This is a genomic window from Klebsiella sp. CSG-1 (assembly GCF_056521145.1).
Genome location: NZ_JBWNLD010000010.1, coordinates 24,695 through 46,900 on the forward strand (window position 1 = coordinate 24,695; position 22,206 = coordinate 46,900).

19 protein-coding genes are annotated in these 22,206 nt (G+C 56.1%); 4 read left to right on the top strand and 15 right to left on the bottom strand.

The window, feature by feature from the left end; all coding sequences use genetic code 11:
• The 4 genes from nagK to lolC all read right to left on the bottom strand — a co-directional run bounded on the left by nagK (nucleotide 1) and on the right by lolC (nucleotide 4,205).
• Entirely contained in the window at nucleotides 1–912 is a 912-nt protein-coding gene (nagK, locus tag AC007G_RS21515) for an N-acetylglucosamine kinase (RefSeq protein ID WP_032700293.1), read from the bottom strand.
• A gap of 155 nt (nucleotides 913–1,067) precedes the next feature.
• Nucleotides 1,068–2,312, bottom strand: coding sequence for a lipoprotein-releasing ABC transporter permease subunit LolE (lolE, locus tag AC007G_RS21520; RefSeq protein WP_032688331.1), 1,245 nt, complete (start codon nucleotides 2,310–2,312; stop codon nucleotides 1,068–1,070).
• On the bottom strand, nucleotides 2,312–3,013 hold the full coding sequence (lolD, locus tag AC007G_RS21525; RefSeq protein ID WP_032688332.1) for a lipoprotein-releasing ABC transporter ATP-binding protein LolD: 702 nt from the start codon (nucleotides 3,011–3,013) through the stop codon (nucleotides 2,312–2,314). Before lolD ends, lolE begins: the two co-directional genes overlap by 1 nt.
• Nucleotides 3,006–4,205, bottom strand: coding sequence for a lipoprotein-releasing ABC transporter permease subunit LolC (gene lolC, locus AC007G_RS21530; RefSeq protein ID WP_123198868.1), 1,200 nt, complete (start codon nucleotides 4,203–4,205; stop codon nucleotides 3,006–3,008). Before lolC ends, lolD begins: the two co-directional genes overlap by 8 nt.
• Before the next feature lie 564 nt (nucleotides 4,206–4,769).
• On the opposite strand from lolC, the gene mfd reads away from it, so the two are divergent.
• Complete coding sequence (gene mfd / locus AC007G_RS21535; RefSeq protein WP_032688334.1) at nucleotides 4,770–8,216, top strand: transcription-repair coupling factor; 3,447 nt, start codon at nucleotides 4,770–4,772, stop codon at nucleotides 8,214–8,216.
• Nucleotides 8,217–8,383: 167 nt separating this feature from the next.
• On the top strand, nucleotides 8,384–9,346 hold the full coding sequence (gene ldtC, locus AC007G_RS21540) for a L,D-transpeptidase LdtC (RefSeq protein WP_046852760.1): 963 nt from the start codon (nucleotides 8,384–8,386) through the stop codon (nucleotides 9,344–9,346).
• 214 nt (nucleotides 9,347–9,560) lie between these two features.
• Here ldtC and bhsA read toward each other — a convergent pair whose 3' ends face one another.
• The gene (gene bhsA / locus AC007G_RS21545; RefSeq protein ID WP_004860548.1) at nucleotides 9,561–9,818 is read right to left on the bottom strand and encodes a multiple stress resistance protein BhsA; all 258 of its coding nucleotides are present in this window, start codon (nucleotides 9,816–9,818) and stop codon (nucleotides 9,561–9,563) included.
• 249 nt (nucleotides 9,819–10,067) lie between these two features.
• Here bhsA and AC007G_RS21550 point away from each other — a divergent pair, with 249 nt between their 5' ends.
• Entirely contained in the window at nucleotides 10,068–10,703 is a 636-nt protein-coding gene (locus AC007G_RS21550) for a TetR/AcrR family transcriptional regulator (RefSeq protein ID WP_032688336.1), read from the top strand.
• A gap of 244 nt (nucleotides 10,704–10,947) precedes the next feature.
• Nucleotides 10,948–13,134, top strand: coding sequence for a TonB-dependent siderophore receptor (locus AC007G_RS21555; protein ID WP_032700297.1), 2,187 nt, complete (start codon nucleotides 10,948–10,950; stop codon nucleotides 13,132–13,134).
• Nucleotides 13,135–13,189: 55 nt separating this feature from the next.
• On the opposite strand, the gene AC007G_RS21560 is transcribed toward AC007G_RS21555, so the two are convergent.
• From AC007G_RS21560 to AC007G_RS21605, 10 genes are all read right to left on the bottom strand, one after another.
• Nucleotides 13,190–13,729, bottom strand: coding sequence for a glycine zipper 2TM domain-containing protein (locus AC007G_RS21560; RefSeq protein WP_048619515.1), 540 nt, complete (start codon nucleotides 13,727–13,729; stop codon nucleotides 13,190–13,192).
• Nucleotides 13,730–13,983: 254 nt separating this feature from the next.
• The gene (locus AC007G_RS21565; protein WP_032688338.1) at nucleotides 13,984–15,288 is read right to left on the bottom strand and encodes an NAD(P)/FAD-dependent oxidoreductase; all 1,305 of its coding nucleotides are present in this window, start codon (nucleotides 15,286–15,288) and stop codon (nucleotides 13,984–13,986) included.
• A gap of 240 nt (nucleotides 15,289–15,528) precedes the next feature.
• The gene (gene ycfP, locus AC007G_RS21570; protein ID WP_032688339.1) at nucleotides 15,529–16,071 is read right to left on the bottom strand and encodes an alpha/beta hydrolase YcfP; all 543 of its coding nucleotides are present in this window, start codon (nucleotides 16,069–16,071) and stop codon (nucleotides 15,529–15,531) included.
• Between the two features lie 26 nt (nucleotides 16,072–16,097).
• Nucleotides 16,098–17,120, bottom strand: a complete 1,023-nt coding sequence (gene nagZ / locus AC007G_RS21575; protein ID WP_047664654.1) for a beta-N-acetylhexosaminidase — start codon at nucleotides 17,118–17,120, stop codon at nucleotides 16,098–16,100.
• A 20-nt stretch (nucleotides 17,121–17,140) separates the two neighbouring features.
• Nucleotides 17,141–17,959, bottom strand: coding sequence for a thiamine kinase (gene thiK / locus AC007G_RS21580; protein WP_142630366.1), 819 nt, complete (start codon nucleotides 17,957–17,959; stop codon nucleotides 17,141–17,143).
• Nucleotides 17,940–18,575: a penicillin-binding protein activator LpoB gene (gene lpoB, locus AC007G_RS21585; RefSeq protein ID WP_162180106.1), complete on the bottom strand. Its 636-nt coding sequence runs from the start codon at nucleotides 18,573–18,575 to the stop codon at nucleotides 17,940–17,942. Before lpoB ends, thiK begins: the two co-directional genes overlap by 20 nt.
• 21 nt (nucleotides 18,576–18,596) lie before the next feature.
• Nucleotides 18,597–18,971: a YcfL family putative periplasmic lipoprotein gene (locus AC007G_RS21590; protein ID WP_015584643.1), complete on the bottom strand. Its 375-nt coding sequence runs from the start codon at nucleotides 18,969–18,971 to the stop codon at nucleotides 18,597–18,599.
• Between the two features lie 3 nt (nucleotides 18,972–18,974).
• Complete coding sequence (gene hinT, locus AC007G_RS21595) at nucleotides 18,975–19,331, bottom strand: purine nucleoside phosphoramidase (RefSeq protein ID WP_004860530.1); 357 nt, start codon at nucleotides 19,329–19,331, stop codon at nucleotides 18,975–18,977.
• A 345-nt stretch (nucleotides 19,332–19,676) separates the two neighbouring features.
• Nucleotides 19,677–21,110 carry a PTS glucose transporter subunit IIBC gene (ptsG, locus tag AC007G_RS21600; RefSeq protein WP_004860526.1) on the bottom strand — a complete coding sequence of 478 codons (1,434 nt, stop codon included), beginning with the start codon at nucleotides 21,108–21,110 and terminating at the stop codon, nucleotides 19,677–19,679.
• A gap of 303 nt (nucleotides 21,111–21,413) precedes the next feature.
• Nucleotides 21,414–22,199 carry a metal-dependent hydrolase gene (locus AC007G_RS21605; protein ID WP_004860525.1) on the bottom strand — a complete coding sequence of 262 codons (786 nt, stop codon included), beginning with the start codon at nucleotides 22,197–22,199 and terminating at the stop codon, nucleotides 21,414–21,416.
• Nucleotides 22,200–22,206 lie beyond the last annotated feature (7 nt).

Consider the following 22,206-nt stretch of genomic DNA (forward strand, 5'->3'; position numbering starts at 1 on the left):
TTAATGAGTCAAATGAAGGAAGGCCGCACCGCGCATGCCTCCGGCATCGCCATGGCGCGCACGTTCAATACGCGGTACCCGGGCAACGGGAAGTAAATGTCGCGGCAGGCGTTGCGCCAGCCCTTCGCTTATGGCAGTAAAGTTAGACAATCCTCCGCCAAGCACCAGCAGATCCGGATCAACAATCGTCAGAATATTACCCAGACAGACCGCCAGCAGGTCAAGATAGCGCTCGACGTGCTCGTGCGCCCGCGCATCGCCCTGCTGCCAGAGCGCCACGATTTCGGGAGAGGTTAAGGTGTGTTGATAGAAATGTTCATAGAGCCAGGCAAAACCGCGGCCGGAGAGATAGTTTTCAATGCAGCCCAGCTGACCGCAGCCGCAGCGGGTGAGCGGGAAATCACGCCCCACGACCTCCAGCGCATCTACCGGCAGCCGGATATGGCCAAATTCACCGGTAATATAGCTATGTCCGGTAATCGATTTACCGTTGAGGACCAGGCCGCCGCCCACCCCGGTGCCGAGAATCAGCCCCATCACCAGCGGGTATTGCGTAAATTCATCGTCCCAGGCTTCGGAGAGAGCAAAGCAGTTGGCGTCGTTATCCAGACGGACTTCACGCCCGAGCCGGGCGCTCAGATCGCTGCGCAGCGACTGGCCGCTGGCAGCGGGGACGTTAGCGGCATACAGCGTGCCGTCCGCGGTTTCCGGCATCCCCGGAATACCAATCCCTACCGTCCCCTGACAGTCAAAGCGGCCGTCAGCTTCACGGACCAGCGCCTCTACCGCCTGTAGAAAGTCGGCATAACTCTCCTTCGGCGTGGCAACGCGTTTTTCCCACTGCAATCGCCGCGCTTTATCAAACACGCCCAGCGCTATTTTGCTGCCGCCAATATCAAATCCGTAGTACATAGCCATTCCTCTTTACTGACCGAAAAGGTCAGGACGTAAAGAGTGGATAACAGAGATTCTTGTAGGTCCGCGCAAACGAAGCGCCACCGGGCGCAATGTCAGGTGGCAGCTTCTCCTTACCCGACCTACCGGTTCATTCCCCGCAATCCACTGAATTACTGGCCACTCAGCACCCTCGCCGGGTCAATGCGGCTGGCGCGGCGGGCGGGATACCAGCTGGCCAGCAAACTCAGCAACAGTGCCGTCACCAGCACATAAATAACATCCAGCCAGTGCAGTTCAGACGGCAGGAAGTCAATAAAATAGATGTCGCCGGACAAGAATTTGTGCCCGATCAGGTATTCGAGGCCGTTGATGATGGACGTCAGATTTAGCGCACAAATGACGCCGATCGCCACACCAATCAGGCTCCCGACCGAACCGGCAAGCAAACCATACCAGACAAAAATGGCGCGGATCAGGCCATCTTTCGCCCCGAGCGTACGCAGTACCGCAATATCGCTGCTTTTATCTTTCACCGCCATCACCAGGGTGGAAACGATGTTAAAGCAGGCCACGCCGATCACCAGCACCATCGCGAGGTACATAATGGCGCGGATCATCTGAATATCACGATACATATAACCGTAGGTTCCGATCCAGCTCTTGATGTAAACGTAGCTGTTGGTCACTTCGCCGGCATCACGCACCAGCGTATTGGCGTGGAACACATCGGTGACTTTAATCGCAATCCCGGTCACGCTGCCAGCCATATCCAGATACTGTTGGGCATCGCTCATCGGGATCATCGCAAAACTGTGATCGAGCTGGCCGCTGAGCTGCAAAATCCCGGTCACATGCAGCCTGACGCGTTTCGGCTGCAGGAGCTGATGCTCAGAATCAGAGTTGGGGATCATGATGGAAACCCAGTCGCCCTGCTTCACGTGCAGCGCATCCGCCACCCCTTTACCGAGAATCACCTGCTGTTCGCCGGCTTTAAAATTAGCCCACGCGTTATTCTGGACAAACTGAGGCAGCGAACTCAGGCGGCTTTCCTGCTGCGGATCGACACCTTTGACCTGAATGGCGCGCATGTTGCTGCCGCTCTCCACCAGCCCGGTGAAATTAATGTACGGCGCCGCGGCAACGATCCCTTTAACTTTTTCCACCTTCGCCAGCGCGTCGTTCCAGTTGGTCCACGGCTGCTTCACCGGCTCGATTTCGCCATGCGGAACCACCGCCAGAATGCGGTTGTTCAGCTCACGTTCAAAACCGTTCATTGCGCTGAGGCCGACGATCAATACCGCCACCCCGAGCGCAATCCCGATGGTTGAAATCACCGAAATCAGCGACACCATGCCGCCACGTCGCCGTCCGCGGCTAAAACGCAGGGCAATCAATAACGATAACGGAGAAGTCATTACCTGGCCCCCATCAGGGTCAGTTCCGCGTCCAGATGGCCATCACGCATCTCCAGCTGGCGGTTCATCCGTTTGGCCAGTTGCAGGTCGTGGGTCACCACCAGAAAAGCGGTGCGCTGGGCAACGTTCAGTTCCCCCAGCAGCTGAAAAATACTGTCGGCGTTGCGGGCATCGAGGTTACCGGTCGGTTCATCCGCCAGCACCAGCCGGGGCTTGTTGACCAGCGCCCGGGCAATCGCCACCCGCTGGCGCTCGCCGCCGGAAAGCTCTGACGGGCGGTGGTTGCTGCGGTGTTCCAGCCCCACGGCATGCAGCATCGCCTTAGCCTGACGTTCAATATCCGCTGCTTTCTGTTTGCCAATCAGCAGCGGCATTGCCACGTTTTCGAGGGCGGTGAAATCCGGCAACAGGTGGTGGAACTGGTAGATAAAGCCCAGCTCACGGTTACGCAGGTCGGCTCGCGCGGCTGCGGAGAGCCGGTTCATCGACTGCCCGGAGAAAATCACATCGCCGGAGGTCGGCGTATCCAGCCCGCCGAGCAGATGGAGCAGCGTACTCTTCCCGGAACCCGAGGTACCGACAATCGCCATCATCTCCCCTTCCTCAATGCTGAAGCTGACATTGTGCAACACGTCGGTTTGCACACTGCCTTCCTGATAGCGTTTGCACAGATTGTCGCATTGCAGCAGGATCTTATTCATAACGTAAAGCCTCAGCGGGTTGAGTGGCGGCAGCGCGCCAGGAAGGATACAACGTAGATAACAATGCCAGCACCATGGCCACCAGTACGATAATCGTCACCTGGAAAGGCTCGATTGCGACCGGCAGCGCAGCACCGTCAAGGAACGCGCCGATAATCGGCATTAAATTATTTAACTGGCTGGCGAGCAGTACGCCGAGTGCGGCGCCAAGCAAGGCTCCGACGATCCCGGCGCTGGCCCCCTGGACCATAAAGACCAGCATAATCTGTCGCGGGGTCAGCCCCAGGGTTTGCAAAATCGCCACCTCGCCCTGTTTTTCCATGACCATCATCCCCAGCGAGGTAATGATATTAAACGCCGCGACGGCCACAATCAGGCTCAGCAGCAGGCCCATCATATTTTTTTCCATGCGCACGGCCTGGAACAGCTCGCCTTTCCGCTCGCGCCAGTCCTGCCACTTCGTTCCCTGCGGCAGCGTCTGCTGGCTGAGGGTATCCACCTGTAAAGGCTGGCTCAGCCACAGGCGCCAACCGGTAATGTTGCCCAGCGGGTAGCGCATCAGGCGCGAGGCATCGTCGATATTGGTCAACATCTGATAGCCGTCCACTTCACTGTTGGCGGCAAAGGTGCCGATCACGTTAAACAGGCGTTGGCTGGGCACCCGCCCCATTGGCGTGAACTGACTGGCTGAGGGCACCATGACGCGAATCTGGTCGCCGCGGTTAACCCCCAGTTGACCGGCCAGCTGTTCGCCAAGAATGACGTTATATTTGCCGGCCTGAAGATCGCTTTGCTTCACGTTAACGAGATAGGGAGTGAGCGGATCGTTTTGCGTCGGGTCGATACCCAGCATCACGCCAACTGCGACGCTGCGGGCGCTTTGCAGCACCACATCGCCGGTCGTTAATGGCGCTATGCGCGTGACGCCCTGTAACTTGATGGCGCTTTCCGGCAGCTGCTGAGGGTTCACCGAGCCCTGCTGTGCGCTAATCATGGCCTGCGGCATCAGCCCCAGGATGTTGTTCTGCAGCTCGCGCTCGAAGCCGTTCATGACCGAAAGCACGGTCACCAGTGCCATCACGCCAAGCGTAATGCCGATGGTGGATAGCCAGGAGACGAAACGACCGAAGCGGTCGGCTGCGCGCCCGCGCATGTAGCGAAGGCCGATAAAGAGTGCGGCAGGTTGGTACATGTAATCCATCTGGTTGCTGATAGCCGATGCACGAGTATATATGGCATAGCACAACGCGTAAATCACTGAAACGGTAAGTTTTTGTCGCGCAATAAGAAAAAAGTAAAGATAAATCAAATGGATATTTGATTAGTCAGCGCTTATCTATCAGAATCTTTCACCGCAGCGGCCCCTCTTACCGTCAATCAGGTTGGCGAATACGGGTCAATCGCGGATAATCATCAACATTGAATATTAGCGATTTGCCCTTATATACCGGTCATACTGCAAGCTGCATGTGCATTGGCGACGCTGGTTTACCCGAATCACTTACCTGCGTAAGCTCATCGGGCAGCAATCGGCAAAATGAGGGACCTCTTTGTCCCTTGCCAGAGGCATCGTCGACTGTTCAGGTTCGTTTCTGACGAATTTGTCGCTCACTTGCCGCGTAACCTGGCCTATGGCCTTGCCCCTTCGGGGTCAGTGCAAGCGCTGTTCAACAATGCCTGAGGTGTTTTTGAGCAGCAATTCGAATATTTAGGGTACACATATAGAGCGAATCAAGAAGGGATCCTGATAACAGCTATGCCTCAACAATACCGATACACACTGCCGGTCAAGCCCGGCGAACAGCGGCACCTCGGTGAATTAACCGGCGCGGCTTGTGCCACGTTGGTTGCGGAAATGGCCGAGCGCCACGGTGGGCCGGTTATCCTCGTCGCCCCCGATATGCAAAATGCCCTGCGCCTGAACGATGAAGTTCGCCAGTTTACCGACAGCATGGTGACAGGCCTGGCAGACTGGGAAACGCTACCTTACGACAGCTTCTCGCCGCATCAGGACATTATCTCTTCCCGCCTCGCCACGCTCTATCAATTACCCACCATGCAGCGCGGTGTACTGATCGTGCCGGTCAGCACCCTCATGCAGCGCGTCTGTCCGCATAATTTCCTCCACGGACATGCGCTGGTGATGAAAAAAGGCCAGCGTCTGTCGCGTGATGCCCTGCGCTCTCAGCTGGACAGCGCCGGCTATCGCCATGTGGATCAGGTGATGGAGCACGGAGAGTATGCCACCCGCGGCGCCCTGCTTGACCTGTTCCCGATGGGGAGCGAGCAACCCTATCGCCTCGACTTCTTCGATGATGAAATCGACAGCCTGCGCCTGTTCGACGTCGACAGCCAGCGTACGCTGGAAGAGGTGGCCGCCATTAATCTGCTGCCCGCCCATGAGTTCCCGACCGATCAGGCGGCGATTGAGCTGTTTCGTAGCCAGTGGCGCGATCGCTTTGAGGTCAAACGCGACGCCGAACATATCTATCAGCAGGTCAGTAAAGGGACATTACCGACCGGTATCGAATACTGGCAGCCGCTGTTTTTCAGTGAGCCTCTGCCGCCGCTGTTCAGCTACTTCCCGGCGAACGCCCTGATCGTGAATACCGGCGATCTGGAAGCCAGCGCCGGGCGTTTTCAAAACGAAACCCGCGCCCGCTTCGAAAGCCGCGGCGTCGACCCGATGCGTCCGCTGCTGCCGCCGGAACAGCTCTGGCTGCGGATTGACGAACTGTTCAGCGAGCTGAAAAAATGGCCGCGCATTCAGTTAAAAACGGAGCGTCTGGCCGAGAAAGCCGCCAACATTAACCTCGGTTATCAGAAGCTGCCGGACCTCTCTGTACAGGCGCAGAACAAAGCGCCGCTGGACAATCTGCGCCGTTTCCTTGAAGCCTTTACCGGCCCGGTCATATTCTCGGTTGAGAGCGAAGGTCGCCGGGAAGCGCTGGGCGAAGTGCTGGCGCGCATCAAAATTGCGCCAAAACATATTCTGCGGCTGGAAGAAGCCACCGGCAACGGCCGCTATTTGATGATTGGCGCCGCCGAACATGGGTTTATCGATAGCCAGCGTGATCTGGCACTGATTTGCGAAAGCGACCTGTTGGGCGAGCGCGTGGCGCGCCGTCGCCAGGATTCACGCCGCACCATTAACCCCGACACCTTAATCCGTAACCTGGCGGAACTGCATATCGGCCAGCCGGTAGTGCACCTGGAGCATGGCGTTGGCCGTTACGCCGGTATGACCACGCTGGAAGCAGGCGGCATCAAAGGGGAATACCTGATGCTGACCTACGCCAACGAGGCCAAACTGTACGTACCGGTGTCATCCTTGCATCTGATTAGCCGCTACGCTGGCGGCGCAGAAGAGAGCGCGCCGTTGCATAAACTCGGCGGCGATGCCTGGGCGCGCGCGCGGCAGAAAGCGGCAGAAAAAGTGCGCGATGTGGCGGCAGAACTGCTCGATATTTACGCCCAGCGCGCGGCGAAATCGGGCTTTGCCTTTAAGCACGATCGCGAACAGTACCAGCTGTTCTGCGACGGTTTCCCCTTTGAAACCACCCCGGATCAGGCGCAGGCAATTAATGCCGTTCTCAGCGACATGTGTCAGCCGCTGGCCATGGACCGCCTGGTCTGCGGCGACGTCGGCTTCGGGAAAACCGAAGTGGCAATGCGTGCCGCCTTCCTGGCAGTGGAGAACCACAAACAGGTCGCGGTCCTGGTGCCGACCACCCTGCTCGCGCAGCAGCACTTCGATAACTTCTGCGACCGCTTTGCCAACTGGCCGGTACGTATTGAAATGCTGTCGCGCTTTCGCAGCGCGAAAGAGCAGGCGCAGATTCTTGAACAGGCCGCCGAAGGTAAAATCGATATTCTTATCGGCACGCATAAGCTGCTGCAAAGTGAAGTCAAACTGCGTGACCTTGGGCTGCTGATCGTCGATGAAGAGCATCGCTTCGGGGTTCGCCACAAAGAGCGAATCAAGGCGATGCGTGCCGATGTCGATATTCTGACGCTGACCGCCACGCCGATTCCACGAACGCTGAACATGGCGATGAGCGGAATGCGGGATCTGTCCATTATTGCCACCCCGCCCGCTCGCCGTCTGGCGGTGAAAACTTTCGTCCGGGAGTATGACTCGCTGGTGGTTCGCGAGGCGATTCTGCGTGAAGTGCTGCGCGGCGGCCAGGTCTACTACCTCTATAACGACGTGGAGAATATCCAGAAAGCGGCGGATCGGCTGGCGGAGCTGGTGCCGGAGGCTCGTATTGCCATCGGTCACGGGCAGATGCGCGAGCGCGAGCTGGAACGGGTGATGAATGATTTCCACCATCAGCGCTTTAACGTACTGGTCTGTACCACCATCATTGAGACCGGGATCGATATCCCGACCGCCAATACCATTATCATCGAGCGCGCGGACCATTTCGGTCTGGCTCAGCTGCACCAGCTGCGCGGACGCGTCGGCCGTTCGCATCATCAGGCCTATGCCTGGCTGCTGACGCCGCACCCGAAAGCAATGACCACCGATGCGCAAAAGCGTCTGGAAGCCATCGCCTCGCTGGAGGATCTCGGCGCCGGTTTCGCGCTGGCCACGCATGACCTGGAAATCCGCGGCGCTGGCGAGTTGCTGGGCGAAGATCAGAGCGGGCAGATGACCACCATCGGTTTTTCGCTCTATATGGAGCTTCTGGAGAATGCTGTCGATGCGCTGAAAGCCGGACGCGAACCTTCGCTTGAGGATCTGACCAGCCAGCAGACTGAAGTTGAGCTGCGTATGCCTTCACTGTTGCCGGACGACTTTATTCCTGATGTGAATACCCGACTCTCGTTCTACAAGCGGATTGCCAGCGCCAGGAATGAGCACGACCTGGAAGAGATTAAAGTCGAACTGATTGACCGCTTTGGCCCGCTACCGGATGCGGCGAGAAACCTGCTGGATATCGCCCGCCTGCGTCAACAGGCGCAGAAGCTGGGTATCCGTAAGCTGGAGGGCAATGAGAAAGGCGGCGTGATTGAGTTCAATGAAAAGAACAACGTCAACCCGGTGTGGCTGATTGGCCTGCTGCAAAAACAGCCTCAGCACTTCCGCCTGGATGGCCCGACGCGGCTGAAGTTCATGCAGGAACTTGGCGAGCGTAAAACGCGGATGGAGTGGGTTCGCCAGTTTATGCGTCAGTTAGAAGAGAACGCGACCGCTTAATCGCAGCGCGGAGGCGGTGCCCGTCACCGTCTTCCGCGCCTTTTTCTTCCTTCACGGTCACACCCGGTAAACTTTACAAACATTTTGCAATTCACCAGGGTTTCCCCACAGAGACCCGCGCGATAATCCCCGTCTGTTTCCTCATAAAAAATAACCACTTATTTATTATGACTACTTTCGTATCGCGTTTTTCACTGTGGCTGGCAATGGCGGCCGTTGCTGGCGTCCTGGCCCTCCCTGCCCGCGCCAATACCTGGCCCTTACCGCCTTCAGGCAGCCGCCTCGTCGGGCAAAATCAGTTTCACGTCGTCCAGAATGACGGCGGTTCGCTGGAGGCTATCGCCAAAAAATACAACGTGGGCTTTCTGGCATTGCTTCAGGCAAATCCCGGCGTCGATCCTTACGTTCCGCGTGCCGGCAGCGTACTGACCATTCCGCTGCAGACCCTACTGCCGGAAGCGCCGCGCGAAGGGCTGGTGATCAACCTCGCCGAGCTTCGCCTCTACTACTACCCGCCGGGGAAAAATGAGGTCACCGTCTACCCTATCGGTATCGGCCAGTTGGGAGGGGATACCCTTACTCCGACGATGATCACCACCGTCTCCGACAAGCGCGCAAATCCAACCTGGACGCCGACGGCGAATATTCGCGCACGGTATAAAGCGATGGGAATAGAACTCCCGGGCGTGGTACCTGCCGGGCCGGATAACCCGATGGGGCACCATGCTATCCGCCTTGCGGCCTACGGCGGCGTCTATCTGCTGCACGGCACGAATGCCGATTTTGGCATCGGAATGCGCGTAAGCTCCGGCTGTATCCGCCTGCGCGATGACGACATCAAAACCCTGTTTAACCTCGTTACCCCAGGGACTAAAGTCAATATTATCAATACGCCAGTAAAAGTCTCCGTGGAGCCTGACGGCAGGCGTCTGGTGGAAATCCATCAGCCGCTGTCCAAACACTTAAATGACGATCCGCAGACGCTGCCGATAGTCCTGAATAGCGAGATGTCGGCGTTTAAGCAGGCCGCGCAGACCGACCAGACGGTGATGGATCGTGCGATGGCGCTGCGTTCGGGTATGCCGATTGACGTTACCCGTCATCACAATACTGGCGAACAGTCATTGTAAGCGCTTAGACAGAAATAAAAAAACCGCCCCAGGGGGCGGTTTTTTTATGGGATAACAAACGGGGTAAAACGATAGTGCGACGCTTCGCGGTTTCATAAAGGGGTGAAAACCGCGTCACGTAAGTGGCATAACAGGAAACAACTTACTGCTCGCGGCCTGATAAAGGGGTCAGGGGGCGCGTTTTGTCAGTGGCATGACAGGGGTAAAACGAAACTTATTTGTAGATAACCGCAGTGCCATGCAGGGTGTTTGGACCCGTTACTGAGGTGATACGAAAAGAGGTGGCGCCCATTTCTTCCGCTTTCTGCGCCAGCTGGTCTTCCAGCGAGCCCAGGTTTGTCCCGGCGGAGGCAGAAACGGTACCGATTTTGTGTTGGCCGGCAGGTGTGGACTGCACTTCAACAGCCGCGAAGCTGGCGAAAGAAAGAGAGCTCAGCACGGCGGCAAGCGTCAGCGTTTTGATGTTTTTCATGATTATTATACCTATGCAGATGATTTTTTTAGTAGGGTCGCAAGAATTAACTTAACGATCGATAGGTAAATAATAATGTGACCTATATCACACGTCAATGAATTTTTATAACGATCGTTTATTTATTTATAAACAACTTAAAATTCATACATATATGAATTATTTATTTTTGCGGGCTCAGCGCTGGAAGGTTGTAAGGTTTATTTTTATAATGCCTCTTCAACAAACCAACATAGGTACAGCGGCATCATGACAACTGACGTTCAAAGTTGCACAAAAAAAAGCCGTGGCCGACCCAAAGTGTTCGACAAGGAAGCGGCGCTGGATAAGGCTATGGCACTTTTCTGGCAGCACGGCTACGAGGCAACTTCTCTTGCCGATCTGGTGGAGGCGACCGGGGCAAAAGCACCGACGCTGTACGCTGAGTTCGTCAACAAGGAAGGGTTATTTCGCGCGGTTCTGGATCGCTATATTTCACGTTTTGCCGCCAGACACGAAGCGCTGTTGTTTGCCGAAGAAAAATCAGTTGATCAGGCGCTGCGAGACTATTTCACCGCCATTGCCACCTGCTTTACCAGTAAAGACACGCCGGCAGGCTGTTTTATGATCAATACGTCCGCGGCGCTGGCGGCATCATCTACCGCGATCGCCAATACCATTAAGTCGCGGCACGCGATGCAGGAACAAACGCTGACCCAGTTCCTCCAGCAGCGGCAGCTGCGCGGCGAACTGCCGCAAAACGGCGATGTGCGACAGCTGGCGCAGTTCTTAAACTGCGTGTTGCAAGGGATGTCCATCAGCGCACGCGAAGGGGCTGATTTCACCAGGCTGATGCAAATCGCCGATACCACCCTGCGGCTGTGGCCGCAAATCCTCCAGCACTAATCTGCGCTTCCCCGGTGACAATCGCCACCGGGTTTTCCCCTGTCTTTCCTGATTAACCCCAGTTTTACTCATGTTTTCACACTGTTACGTATCAATTTTGTTGTAAATGATATTGATAACAATAATCACTACGTGCAAAATCCGCTTTTAAGTTTTTCTGCTTATTTCCATCTGTAACAACCGATGCGCCCGCATCGAACACTAAAAACAACATGACTGCAGTTAACTCATAAAAGGAATGCGTATGAACAAGCGTCTCTGGGTGCTTAACCCACTGCTGCTGGCCACCGCCCTGCCCGCCTTTGCCGCGCAGGCGGAAGAAGAAAACATTATCGTTAGCGCCAACCGAACTCACCGCACCGTCGCCGAAATGGCGCAAACCACGTGGGTTATCGAAGGTCAGGAGATAGAACAACAGGTTCAGGGAGGAAAGGAGTTCAAAGACGTCCTGGCCCAGTTGATTCCCGGAATTGATGTCAGCAGCCAGGGACGAACCAACTACGGAATGAACATGCGTGGACGGGCCATCGTGGTGCTGATCGACGGCGTTCGCCTCAACTCTTCCCGTACCGACAGCCGTCAGCTCGACGCTATCGACCCGTTCAACATTGAGCATATTGAAGTCATCTCCGGCGCCACTTCGCTGTATGGCGGCGGCAGTACCGGCGGCCTGATCAATATCGTGACCAAAAAAGGGCAGCAGGAACGCCAGGTGGATCTGGAATTAGGCGGCAAAAGCGGATTTGCCAACAGCAACGATCACGACGAACGCGTGGCGGCGGCGGTCAGCGGCGGCACCGACCATGCTTCCGGACGGTTATCGGTGGCTTATCAGCGCTTTGGCGGCTGGTATGATGGCAATAACGATGCGCTGGTCCTCGATAATACGCAGACCGGCCTGCAGCACTCGGATCGCCTCGATGTCATGGGCACCGGCACCATCAACATCGACGATAACCGTCAGCTGCAGCTGGTGACGCAATACTATAAAAGCCAGGGCGATGATTACGGCCTGTATCTCGGCAAAAACATGTCGGCCGTCACCGGTGAGGGCAAAGCCTATACCACCGACGGGCTTAATTCCGACCGCGTTCCTGGTACCGAACGGCATCTGATTAGCCTGCAATACTCCGATGCCGATTTCTATGGCCAGAATCTGGTCAGCCAGATCTATTATCGCGACGAGTCGCTGACCTTTTACCCCTTCCCGACGCTCACCAAAGGTCAGGTCAGCAGCTTCTCCTCATCTAAACAGGATACCGATCAGTACGGTGCGAAGATTACCCTTAACAGCCAACCGCTTGACGGCTGGGATCTGACCTGGGGGCTGGATGCCGATCATGAGACCTTTAATGCCAACCAGATGTTCTTCGATCTGAACACTTCGATGGCGTCAGGCGGCCTGCACAACGAGTCTATCTACACGACAGGACGCTACCCGGGCTATAGCATTACAAACCTGGCGCCGTTCCTGCAAAGTAGTTATGACCTGAATGATATTTTCACCCTGAGCGGCGGCGTGCGCTATCAATGGACGGAAAACCGGGTTGATGATTTTGTCGGCTACGCCCAGCAGCAGGATGTCGCCAGCGGCAAAGTGAACTCGGCCGATGCCATCCCGGGCGGTAAAACGGATTATGATAACTTCCTGTTTAACGCCGGTATTGTCGCCCACCTCACCGACCGCCAGCAGACCTGGTTTAACTTCTCGCAGGGCGTCGAGCTGCCGGACCCGGGTAAATACTATGGTATCGGCAAATACGGCGCGGCGGTCAACGGCAACTATCCCCTGCTGTCGAGCGTCAACGTGGGTGATTCGCCGCTGCAGGGGATCAAAGTCAACTCCTACGAACTGGGCTGGCGTTACACCGGCGATAACCTGCGCACGCAGCTGGCGGCATACTACTCCACCTCGGACAAAACCATTGTCGTTAACCGCACCGATATGACGATCGACGTCCAGTCCGACAAGCGGCGTATTTACGGCGTGGAAGGGGCCGTCGATTACTTCTTCCCGGATAGCGACTGGAGCACAGGTGCGAACTTCAACGTGCTGAAATCTCAGGTGAAGAGTGACGGTAGCTGGCAGAAATGGGATGTGACTCTCGCTTCGCCATCTAAAGCCACCGCCTGGGTCGGCTGGGCGCCGGATCCGTGGTCGCTGCGCGTGCAAACCCAGCAGGTATTCGACCTGAGCGATGCCAGCGGTAATAAGCTCGACGGCTATAATACCGTAGACTTTATCGGCAGCTATGCGCTCCCGGTGGGCAAACTGACCTTCAGCATCGAGAACCTGCTGAACGAAGACTATGTCACCATCTGGGGACAGCGCGCCCCGCTGCTCTACAGCCCGACCTACGGCAGCAGTTCACTGTATGAATACAAAGGTCGCGGCCGTACCTTTGGCCTGAACTACGCCGTCAGCTTCTGATAAAAAAAGCCCCTCAGCCTGAGTGCAGGAGGGGCAAATAACAGTCACGTCTTTTTTACGCTTTGTTGTTGAGGACCAGCTGGCCGTTACTGTCCAGCGGAATCTGCGTCCCGGGATCGTGTTCCATGCGGATTTTTCCCTGCTGTTCGCCAATTTTGTAGGTCACATCGTAGCCCAGCATTTTATCCGACTTGTCGTACACCGTTTTACAGCGCTGCTGCGTGGTGGTGTAGGTATCCCCTTCCTGCATCGAACCCTGAATCTGGTTACCGGCGTAACCGCCGCCCAGAGCGCCCACGACGGTCGCCACGCTGCGACCACGACCGCCGCCAAACTGATGGCCGATGACCCCGCCGGCAACGGCGCCAAGAACGGAGCCGGCGATGCGGTTTTCATCCTGCACCGGACGACGATGGGTCACGGTGACGTTACGGCATTCCTGACGCGGAGTTTTTACGGTCTCTTTTATCGGTGTACTGGACACCACTTGCGCATATTGCGGGCCACGATCTAAGACGTTAAGACCAGCGACAGCTGCAACACCCAGCGCGGCAGCCACGCCAATCCCTATACCCGCCAACATTGATTTATTCACGGGGTATCCTCCCTTGTTGCTGATAGAAACAATTTTGCTATCGACCCGGGGACCTTGCAAATGAGAAAGCGGATGAAAAATGCGGGGAAAAGCGGCAAACGGAGTGGATTCAGAGGAATCCGAGATGTTATGCGCGAAATGGCAGACAGAAATTCTGTCATTGAGCCGGCAAGGAGATTGCCGGCTCAATGTTCACCTTGTTACCATCCCAAACGGGCCTGGCGACACAATCCGGGAACGAGGCAAACAGACTATCAGTGCAGCTTCAGACGGGGACGAATGATGCGGTTGATGCGCCCTACCAGCATCATCAGACCGGTCTTGCAGTAGCCGTGCAGCGCAATCTGGTGCATACGGTACAGAGAGATATACACGAAACGCGCAATACGTCCTTCGACCATCATGGAACCGCGCATCAGGTTGCCCATCAGGCTCCCCACGGTCGAGTAGTTGGAGAGCGAAACCAGCGAACCGTGATCTTTATAGACGTAGGGCTTCAGCGGCTTGTCTTTCATCTGCGCCAGAATATTATTCAATGCGCAGGTCGCCATCTGGTGAGCCGCCTGGGCGCGCGGTGGCACAAATCCACCTTCCGGACGCGCGCAGGATGCGCAGTCGCCGATCGCATAAATATCCGGGTCGAGCGTCGTTTGCAGCGTTGGCTGAACCACCAGTTGGTTAATACGGTTGGTTTCCAGACCGCCGATCTCTTTCATAAAGTCCGGCGCTTTGATCCCCGCCGCCCAGACCATCAGGTCGGCATTAATGAACTCGCCGTCTTTGGTATGCAGACCGTTGGCATCGGCGCTGGTCACCATGGTTTTCGTCAGGACGCGTACACCAAGCTTTGTCAGTTCATTGTGAGCGGCGCTGGAAATACGCGGCGGCAGCGCAGGAAGAATACGCTCACCCGCTTCAACCAGAGTCACGTTCAATGCCTCGTTAGTCAGCCCTTTGTAACCGTAGCTGTGCAGCTGCTTCACCGCGTTGTGCAGCTCAGCGGAGAGCTCAACGCCGGTAGCCCCGCCGCCCACGATCGCGATATTGACTTTGCCGTTGGCGCCGAGGTTAGCCGAGTATTTCAGAAACAGGTTCAGCATTTCCTGATGGAAACGGCGTGCCTGGTGCGGGTTATCAAGGAAAATACAGTTCTCTTTGACGCCCGGAGTATTAAAGTCGTTAGAGGTACTGCCCAGCGCCATCACCAGCGTGTCGTACGGCAGCTTACGCTCGGCGACCAGCAGCTCGCCCTTCTCGTCACGCAGCTCGGACAGCGTAATGGTTTTCGCTTCACGGTTAATATCCGCCACTGACCCCAGCTGGAACTGGAAACCGTGGTTGCGGGCGTGGGCCAGATAGCTCAGCGCATCGACGCCTTCATCGAGCGAACCGGTCGCCACTTCATGCAGCAACGGCTTCCACAGATGGCTATGATTACGATCCACCAGCGTGATTTTCGCTTTTTTGCTACGCCCCAGCTTTCTCCCCAGCTGAGTCGCCAGTTCCAGTCCACCGGCACCGCCACCTACGATTACGATTTTTTTCAATGGTGTAGTCACGAGACCCCCTAAAAATATTAACCAATTGTTAATTAAAAGTTATACAAATAGCTCTTATTTAACAACAAGTTACAGCAGTGAAACCATTCAGCGAAATTGAGAATACCATGAACGGGTCATTGGTCATACCAAAATTGATATGCATCAAGTTTTACCGCCTGTTTTTTAACCATGCCATCACTGGCGCCATAAAAAAAGCCCGCCGTATTCACATACGGCGGGCCGGAGTCCAGGAGCGGTTCAGCCTAGCGTCTTAAAGGCTTTTATCCGCTGCAGATGGGGGGAGATGTTTTTGAATTTGTGGGTCTGCTCATTATCCCAGATGATTTCATAGTAGTGATGCAGCAGGTCAGCGGAACGCTGGCTGTCCAGCGCTTCGTCCTGGCGGGAGAGTATCACCAGACAACGATCGCGGTTTTTCTCGCGGAAGTTGTTGACGCACTTGGTCCCGATATCAGCATACTCTTCAGGCCTGTCGATCTTACCTTCCATGTTTTCTGCGGGAAACAGATTGGGGTTAAAAATGGCCTGACGCACATCGCAAAGGAAACCGATTCGTTCCGCCCAATAGCCGCCCAGACCGACGCCGCAAATCAGCGGCCGATCGTCAGTATTAAGCTGCAGCATTTTATCGACTTCTTTTAACAAGTGCTGCATATCATGTTTTGGGTGCCGCGTGCTGTAGCTTATCAGACGCACATCGGGATCGATAAACTGCAGCTGCAGCACTTTCTCATGGTTTCCGGGACTGTTTGAGTCAAAACCGTGTAAATAGATAATCATCGCATCCTCACCAGACTTCAGGTCAATTACGCAGACTTCGCCTCTTGCCAACGCGCGTGGAGCTGCTCCAGCTGCGCATTAACCGTCTTCCAACGGGCAGAATCCCTTAACTCCTGACGGGTAAATGAACCTTTATGATACAATTTCGTAACACGCTCTGCTTTGATCGGCGACAGGTTATCCAGCACGCTGACCGCACCCTTACGATTATTGCAGACCAGGATCATATCGCAACCTGCATCCAGCGATGCCTGCCCACGTTCGGCATAACTGCCCATGATCGCTGCCCCTTCCATCGACAGATCGTCAGAGAAAATGACCCCGTCGAAACCCAGCTCACCGCGCAGCACCGTCTTCAGCCAGTGCGCTGAACCGCTGGCCGGGCGCGGATCCACATCGCTGTAGATAACGTGGGCAGGCATAATGGCATCGAGACGATTTTCCGCCACCAGGGTGCGGAAAACCGCCATATCCCGGGCCCGAATCTCAGCTTCAGCGCGCGGATCTCGCGGCGTCTCTTTATGCGAATCCGCGCTCACAGCACCGTGTCCAGGGAAGTGTTTCCCGGTGGTTTTCATCCCCGCCTCGTGCATACCGTCGATAAAGCGGCGGGCGATGGCCAGCGCTTTATCCGGATCGTCATGATAAGCGCGTTCACCGATCGCGGCACTGATGTGGCCGACATCAAGAACCGGCGCAAAGCTGATATCGATATCCATCGCAATCATCTCGCTGGCCATCAGCCAACCGGCCTGAGCCGCCAGCGCGCCGCCCTCTTCCATCCCCAGCAGCGCCGCAAAAGATTGCGCGGCCGGCAGTCGGGTAAACCCCTCGCGAAAGCGCTGTACGCGCCCGCCTTCCTGATCGACGGCCACCACCAGATGATTGCGCGAAGCCTCGCGGATCTGGCGCACCAGTTCCCGCAGTTGGGCCGGATCGTGATAGTTGCGGGTGAATAAAATCAGCCCGCCCACCAGCGGATGGGCGAGAATCTCACGCTCTTCCGCATCCAGTTCAAACCCTTCGACATCCAACATTACCGGACCCACACTGACCTCTCTTATCCTTTTCATTCTTTGTCTAACTGACACCATGTTTCATCTGCCAGCGTGATAAATTGCCGGTCGCCGGTCTGCTGCCAGCGGCGTTCATACCAGCCCGCCATCAGCAATATGACCCAAGGACGCCAGCGTTGTACCTGCCGCCACAGCAGCCGCTCATCAATACGCGCCAGCCGGGCATATGCGGTGACCAGCTGGCGATGCGCCGCCGGCGCAATCCACACCGCGGCCAGCTCCAGCGCAATGTCGCCATCGCCCGCATATTCCCAGTCGATCAACCGCAGCCCCGCTTTCGTATGGACAATATTGCCGGCATGCACATCCATATGTAACGGCGCCAGCCGCAGAGGACGAGGCTCGCCGCGCCGCAACAAACGTTTATGCCAACGCAGCCACAGCGGCGTACGCCGCGCAGGATCACAGGCCAGCCAGTAGCGTTCAAGCAGCGGCGCCAGCGCCACATACCAGCCCAGACGCGACTGCCGGTGCAGATGATACAATAACCCTGCCAGCTGCGGGCACTCCGGAAGCGTGCTTTTCATCTCGCCATCGCAATATTCCACCACCAGCCAGCCCGGCGAATAAAAAAGCGGCGCGGGGACGACGGTCTTCGGCAGGCGAGACAGGGTGCGGTACTGGCGGAGGAAATCACGAGCGGGAGCGTCGGGGTCGTGCGGCTGGCGCAGGACCAGCCGCCGGACGCCGTCGCTGATAATACAGCTGCCTCCGCTCAGGCCATTCTGGCCCAGGCCGGCGACAGGTGAATAGCGGGGGAAAAAGCGCGACAACACCTCATCGCGCGCCAGTTTACTGTTGCTGAACGGCACCTTTACCTGACCAAATAATCTCGCCAGTCTGCACCAGCATCAGCTGCATTTTCAGCTCAGGTGAATTGACGTTGCCGGTCGCATTCGAGTACAGCACGTACTGAGCTCCCACGGTACGGGCAATCCCCATCGCTTTGCTGCGGCTGCCGAGACTATCCTGAGGGGATAAACCCAGCTGCTGTTTTGCCACTCCCAGCTGCTGGGCAGACACCAGCGTAAATTTGCCATTGCCGCTCAGGGCATTACGCAACGCCGTCGTCGCCTCTCCGGCGTTCAGCGTGCCGTTGGTGCGGTTATTCACACTGTCGACCAGCAGAATACTGCCCGCATTGACGCCGCCCGCCTGCAGCATTTGCCCCACCATCGGCTGTACCGCCGCATTCCAGTCATAATGACGCACGCGCGGCGCTGGCTGTGCCGGCTGCTGCTCGTGTTCAATCGGCCCTGGCTGCTCCGGAATAGTCGGAACCGTAGGTACGGTTGGCACCGTCGGCTGCGGCTGCGCGGGCTGGGTTGGCTTCGGCTGCGCCTCCTCAACGGGAGCGGGCTCCTGACGTTGCCCCACGCACCCGGCAAGGAATATCGCCAGTGCCGTGATTAACGCGTAGCGACACATTTTAATCATTACAATTACCCCTTACAGATAAAGATACAGGCGGGCCTTATGTGCCCCCAAAATATTTGCGCTACCGTACAAGGTGACAGAAGAGTGCGCAGGCACCGTAATACTCCGGGCCGGCTCCAGCGGATGCATTTCCAGTCCTCTGGCGTCATACCAGAAGAAGCGGTAATGCACGGTGATCGGTTCCTGTCGTTCATTAAACAGTCTGGAGGTGGCGGTTGCCTGAATCTCTGAGGCCGTGACCTCTGGCGCATCGGCGCTGATGCCCGCCGCCAGCACGTTGGATTCCATCACCAGAGTCTGCTGTTCACCAACGGGGATTTCCGCATGGGAACCGCACCCGACCAGGAGCACAGCCGCCAGAAGCGGGCCGAAATGAGCTGCGCGCATCGATTAACCTTTGTGAGCCAGCATCGGGCCTAGCGGGCGACCGCCCAGCAGGTGCATGTGGATATGGTAGACTTCCTGGCCGCCGTGGCGGTTGCAATTGACAATCAGACGATAGCCATCGTCAGCAAGACCTTCATCACGCGCAATTTTTGCCGCAACGGTCATCATGCGCCCCAGCGTCAGTTCATGTTCAGCGGTCACATCGTTGACGGTAGGAATCAGGATATTGGGGACAATCAGAATGTGGGTCGGCGCCTGCGGGGAAATATCGCGAAAAGCGGTCACCAGTTCATCCTGATAAACCATATCCGACGGGATCTCCCGGCGAATGATTTTGCTAAAAATCGTTTCTTCTGCCATGACTGATTCCTTATTAATTTTTATACCGTGCTCTGGCCTGCCTCTGCAGATAAACGCGGATGCACAGGATTCGCCTAAGAGTATGAGCGAGTTACTCCCTCTCTTTCAACCCGAATGCGCTTTTTCTTATGTCGCGACGATGATAGCTGCTGATGGATTAATCATATTGCGGCTTCAGGCTTTGCGCCGGGCTCGCTTAAGGGCCTTTTTGGCACCACCGCGGGTATCAAAGGCTGATGCCCACATCTCTTTTATGCCTTAATACGTACCCCAGGTTTCAGCCGGCAGATTGAGAACAATAAAAAAGGCAGCCATTCGGCTGCCTTAGTCTCCCCACATCACGACTTAGTTGCTGCGGATGTACTCATCCATTTCAGTTTTCAGGTTATCGGATTTGGTCCCGAAGATGGCCTGAACGCCTGAACCTGCAACAACCACACCGGCAGCGCCCAGTTTTTTCAGGCCAGCCTGATCAACTTTCGCTACGTCGGCCACGCTGACGCGCAGACGGGTGATGCATGCATCAAGGTTAGTGATGTTGTCTTTACCGCCGAACGCTGCAATCAGTGCCGGAGCCATTTCGCTGGTCGCACCGGCTTTGCTGTCTTCAGTCGTATCTTCACGACCCGGAGTTTTCAGGTCCAGTGCTTTAATCAGCACGCGGAAGATAACGTAGTAGACGATGGCATAGCAGATACCGACGATCGGGAACAGCCACAGTTTGCTGCTGTTACCAGACAGTACGATAAAGTCGATCAGACCATGAGAGAACGACGTACCATCACGCATACCCAGCAGGATACAGATCGGGAAGGCCAGACCGGCAAGAATAGCGTGGATAACGTACAGAATCGGCGCAACGAACATGAAGGAGAACTCGATCGGCTCGGTGATACCGGTCAGGAACGAGGTCAACGCTGCGGAGATCATGATACCGCCCACTTTCGCGCGGTTTTCCGGCTTAGCGGAGTGCCAAATCGCGATAGCAGCAGCCGGCAGACCGTACATTTTGAACAGGAAGCCGCCGGACAGTTTACCCGCAGTCGGGTCGCCTGCCATATAACGAGGGATATCGCCGTGGAAGACCTGACCTGCCGCGTTGGTGTATTCGCCAATCTGCATCTGGAAAGGAACGTTCCAGATGTGGTGCAGACCAAACGGTACCAGGCAGCGTTCGATGAAGCCGTAGATACCGAACGCCACAACCGGGTTCTGGTATGCCGCCCACTGCGAGAAGGTCTGGATAGCAGTACCGATCGGTGGCCAGATGAAGGAGAGGATCACGCCGGTGAAAATAGCGGCGAGACCGGAGATAATCGGAACAAAACGCTTGCCCGCAAAGAAGCCCAGATATTCAGGCAGCTTGATGCGGTAGAAGCGGTTGAACATGTACGCTGCAATCGCACCAGAGATAATACCGCCGAGTACGCCGGTATCAGCCAGGTGTTTGGCCGCAATTTCTTCAGCAGGTAAATGCAGAACCAGCGGTGCAACGACCGCCATGGTTTTCACCATGATGCCGTAAGCAACAACGGAAGCCAGCGCAGATACGCCGTCGTTATTGGTGAAGCCAAGCGCCACACCGATAGCGAAGATCAATGGCATATTGGCAAAGACTGAACCGCCTGCTTCTGCCATAACGTGGGAAACAACGGCTGGCAGCCAGCTGAAGTTTGCGGAACCGACGCCCAGCAGGATACCTGCGATAGGCAGCACGGAGACCGGCAGCATCAGCGATTTACCGACCTTCTGCAGGTTAGCAAATGCATTCTTAAACATAATTGAGAGTGCTCCTGAGTATTTGGTGCTTTTTACGTTTTCACGCATTGGCACGGGGGGAGAACCGTGCCGTGGACAGGACATCTAAGCGCCCTTTATTTATTACACAGAGTAAAATAATTGACGGAATCATTGTTTGACGGCTATCACGTTTCAATCAGTCAGCGTTGAAAAATTTACACCAACTTACATAATCCGTTTCTGGATGTTGCAAAAAACCCTTCACCGCCCATTTTGTGGCGGTGAACTTTACTCGCTTTACCTATTAATTACGAGCCTTAAAATAATAGAAAGATCGGCAGGTTACAGTCTGGCGGGGTCAATGTGGAACAGGCTGGCGAAATTTTGCGTGGTCTGTTGCGCCAGCTGCTCAAGCGAAACCCCCTTCAGTACCGCCATGTATTCCGCAACATCGCGTACCATTGCCGGCTGGTTCTCTTTGCCGCGATGCGGGACCGGCGCCAGGTACGGCGAGTCGGTTTCCACCAGCAGGCGGTCGAGCGGAACATAGCGCGCGGCATCGCGCAGCTGCTCGGCATTACGGAAAGTGACGATCCCGGAAAACGAGATATAGAAACCCATATCCAGCAATTTACCTGCCGTCTCCCTGTCCTCAGTGAAACAGTGTAGTACGCCACCGCAATCCGTCACTTTTTCTTCCTGCAAAATGGCCAGCGTGTCGGCGCGCGCATCGCGGGTATGCACGATAACCGGCTTGTTTAACTCGCGGCCAATGCGGATATGATCGCGGAAGGAAGCCTGCTGGCGGGGTTTGGTTTCCGGCGTGTAAAAATAGTCCAGCCCGGTCTCCCCCATTGCGACAACCCCCTCTTCCGCCGCCAGCTTACGCAGCTCGTCAACATCGTACTCTTCATCCTGATTGAGCGGATGTACGCCGCAGGAGAAAACCACATTGTCGCGCGGTCCGACAAGCTCACGCATTCCACGGTATCCCGGCAGCGTCGTGGCCACCGCGAGGAAAAACTTCACGTCACGGGCCGCGGCTTTTGCCAGCACATCGTCCACGTCTTTGTGCAGCGTTTGATAATCCAGACCATCCAGATGGCAGTGGGAGTCGACTAAAAACATAATGTCT

Excerpts from the sequence above, each read along its gene's own strand:
- nagK (WP_032700293.1), bottom strand. The coding sequence starts at position 912 with ATGTACTACGGATTTGATATTGGCGGCAGCAAAATAGCGCTGGGCGTG.
- lolE (WP_032688331.1), bottom strand. The coding sequence starts at position 2,312 with ATGACTTCTCCGTTATCGTTATTGATTGCCCTGCGTTTTAGCCGCGGA.
- lolD (WP_032688332.1), bottom strand. The coding sequence starts at position 3,013 with ATGAATAAGATCCTGCTGCAATGCGACAATCTGTGCAAACGCTATCAG.
- lolC (WP_123198868.1), bottom strand. The coding sequence starts at position 4,205 with ATGTACCAACCTGCCGCACTCTTTATCGGCCTTCGCTACATGCGCGGG.
- mfd (WP_032688334.1), top strand. The coding sequence starts at position 4,770 with ATGCCTCAACAATACCGATACACACTGCCGGTCAAGCCCGGCGAACAG.
- ldtC (WP_046852760.1), top strand. The coding sequence starts at position 8,384 with ATGACTACTTTCGTATCGCGTTTTTCACTGTGGCTGGCAATGGCGGCC.
- bhsA (WP_004860548.1), bottom strand. The coding sequence starts at position 9,818 with ATGAAAAACATCAAAACGCTGACGCTTGCCGCCGTGCTGAGCTCTCTT.
- AC007G_RS21550 (WP_032688336.1), top strand. The coding sequence starts at position 10,068 with ATGACAACTGACGTTCAAAGTTGCACAAAAAAAAGCCGTGGCCGACCC.
- AC007G_RS21555 (WP_032700297.1), top strand. The coding sequence starts at position 10,948 with ATGAACAAGCGTCTCTGGGTGCTTAACCCACTGCTGCTGGCCACCGCC.
- ycfP (WP_032688339.1), bottom strand. The coding sequence starts at position 16,071 with ATGATTATCTATTTACACGGTTTTGACTCAAACAGTCCCGGAAACCAT.
- lpoB (WP_162180106.1), bottom strand. The coding sequence starts at position 18,575 with ATGTGTCGCTACGCGTTAATCACGGCACTGGCGATATTCCTTGCCGGG.
- AC007G_RS21590 (WP_015584643.1), bottom strand. The coding sequence starts at position 18,971 with ATGCGCGCAGCTCATTTCGGCCCGCTTCTGGCGGCTGTGCTCCTGGTC.
- hinT (WP_004860530.1), bottom strand. The coding sequence starts at position 19,331 with ATGGCAGAAGAAACGATTTTTAGCAAAATCATTCGCCGGGAGATCCCG.
- ptsG (WP_004860526.1), bottom strand. The coding sequence starts at position 21,110 with ATGTTTAAGAATGCATTTGCTAACCTGCAGAAGGTCGGTAAATCGCTG.
- AC007G_RS21605 (WP_004860525.1), bottom strand. The coding sequence starts at position 22,199 with ATGTTTTTAGTCGACTCCCACTGCCATCTGGATGGTCTGGATTATCAA.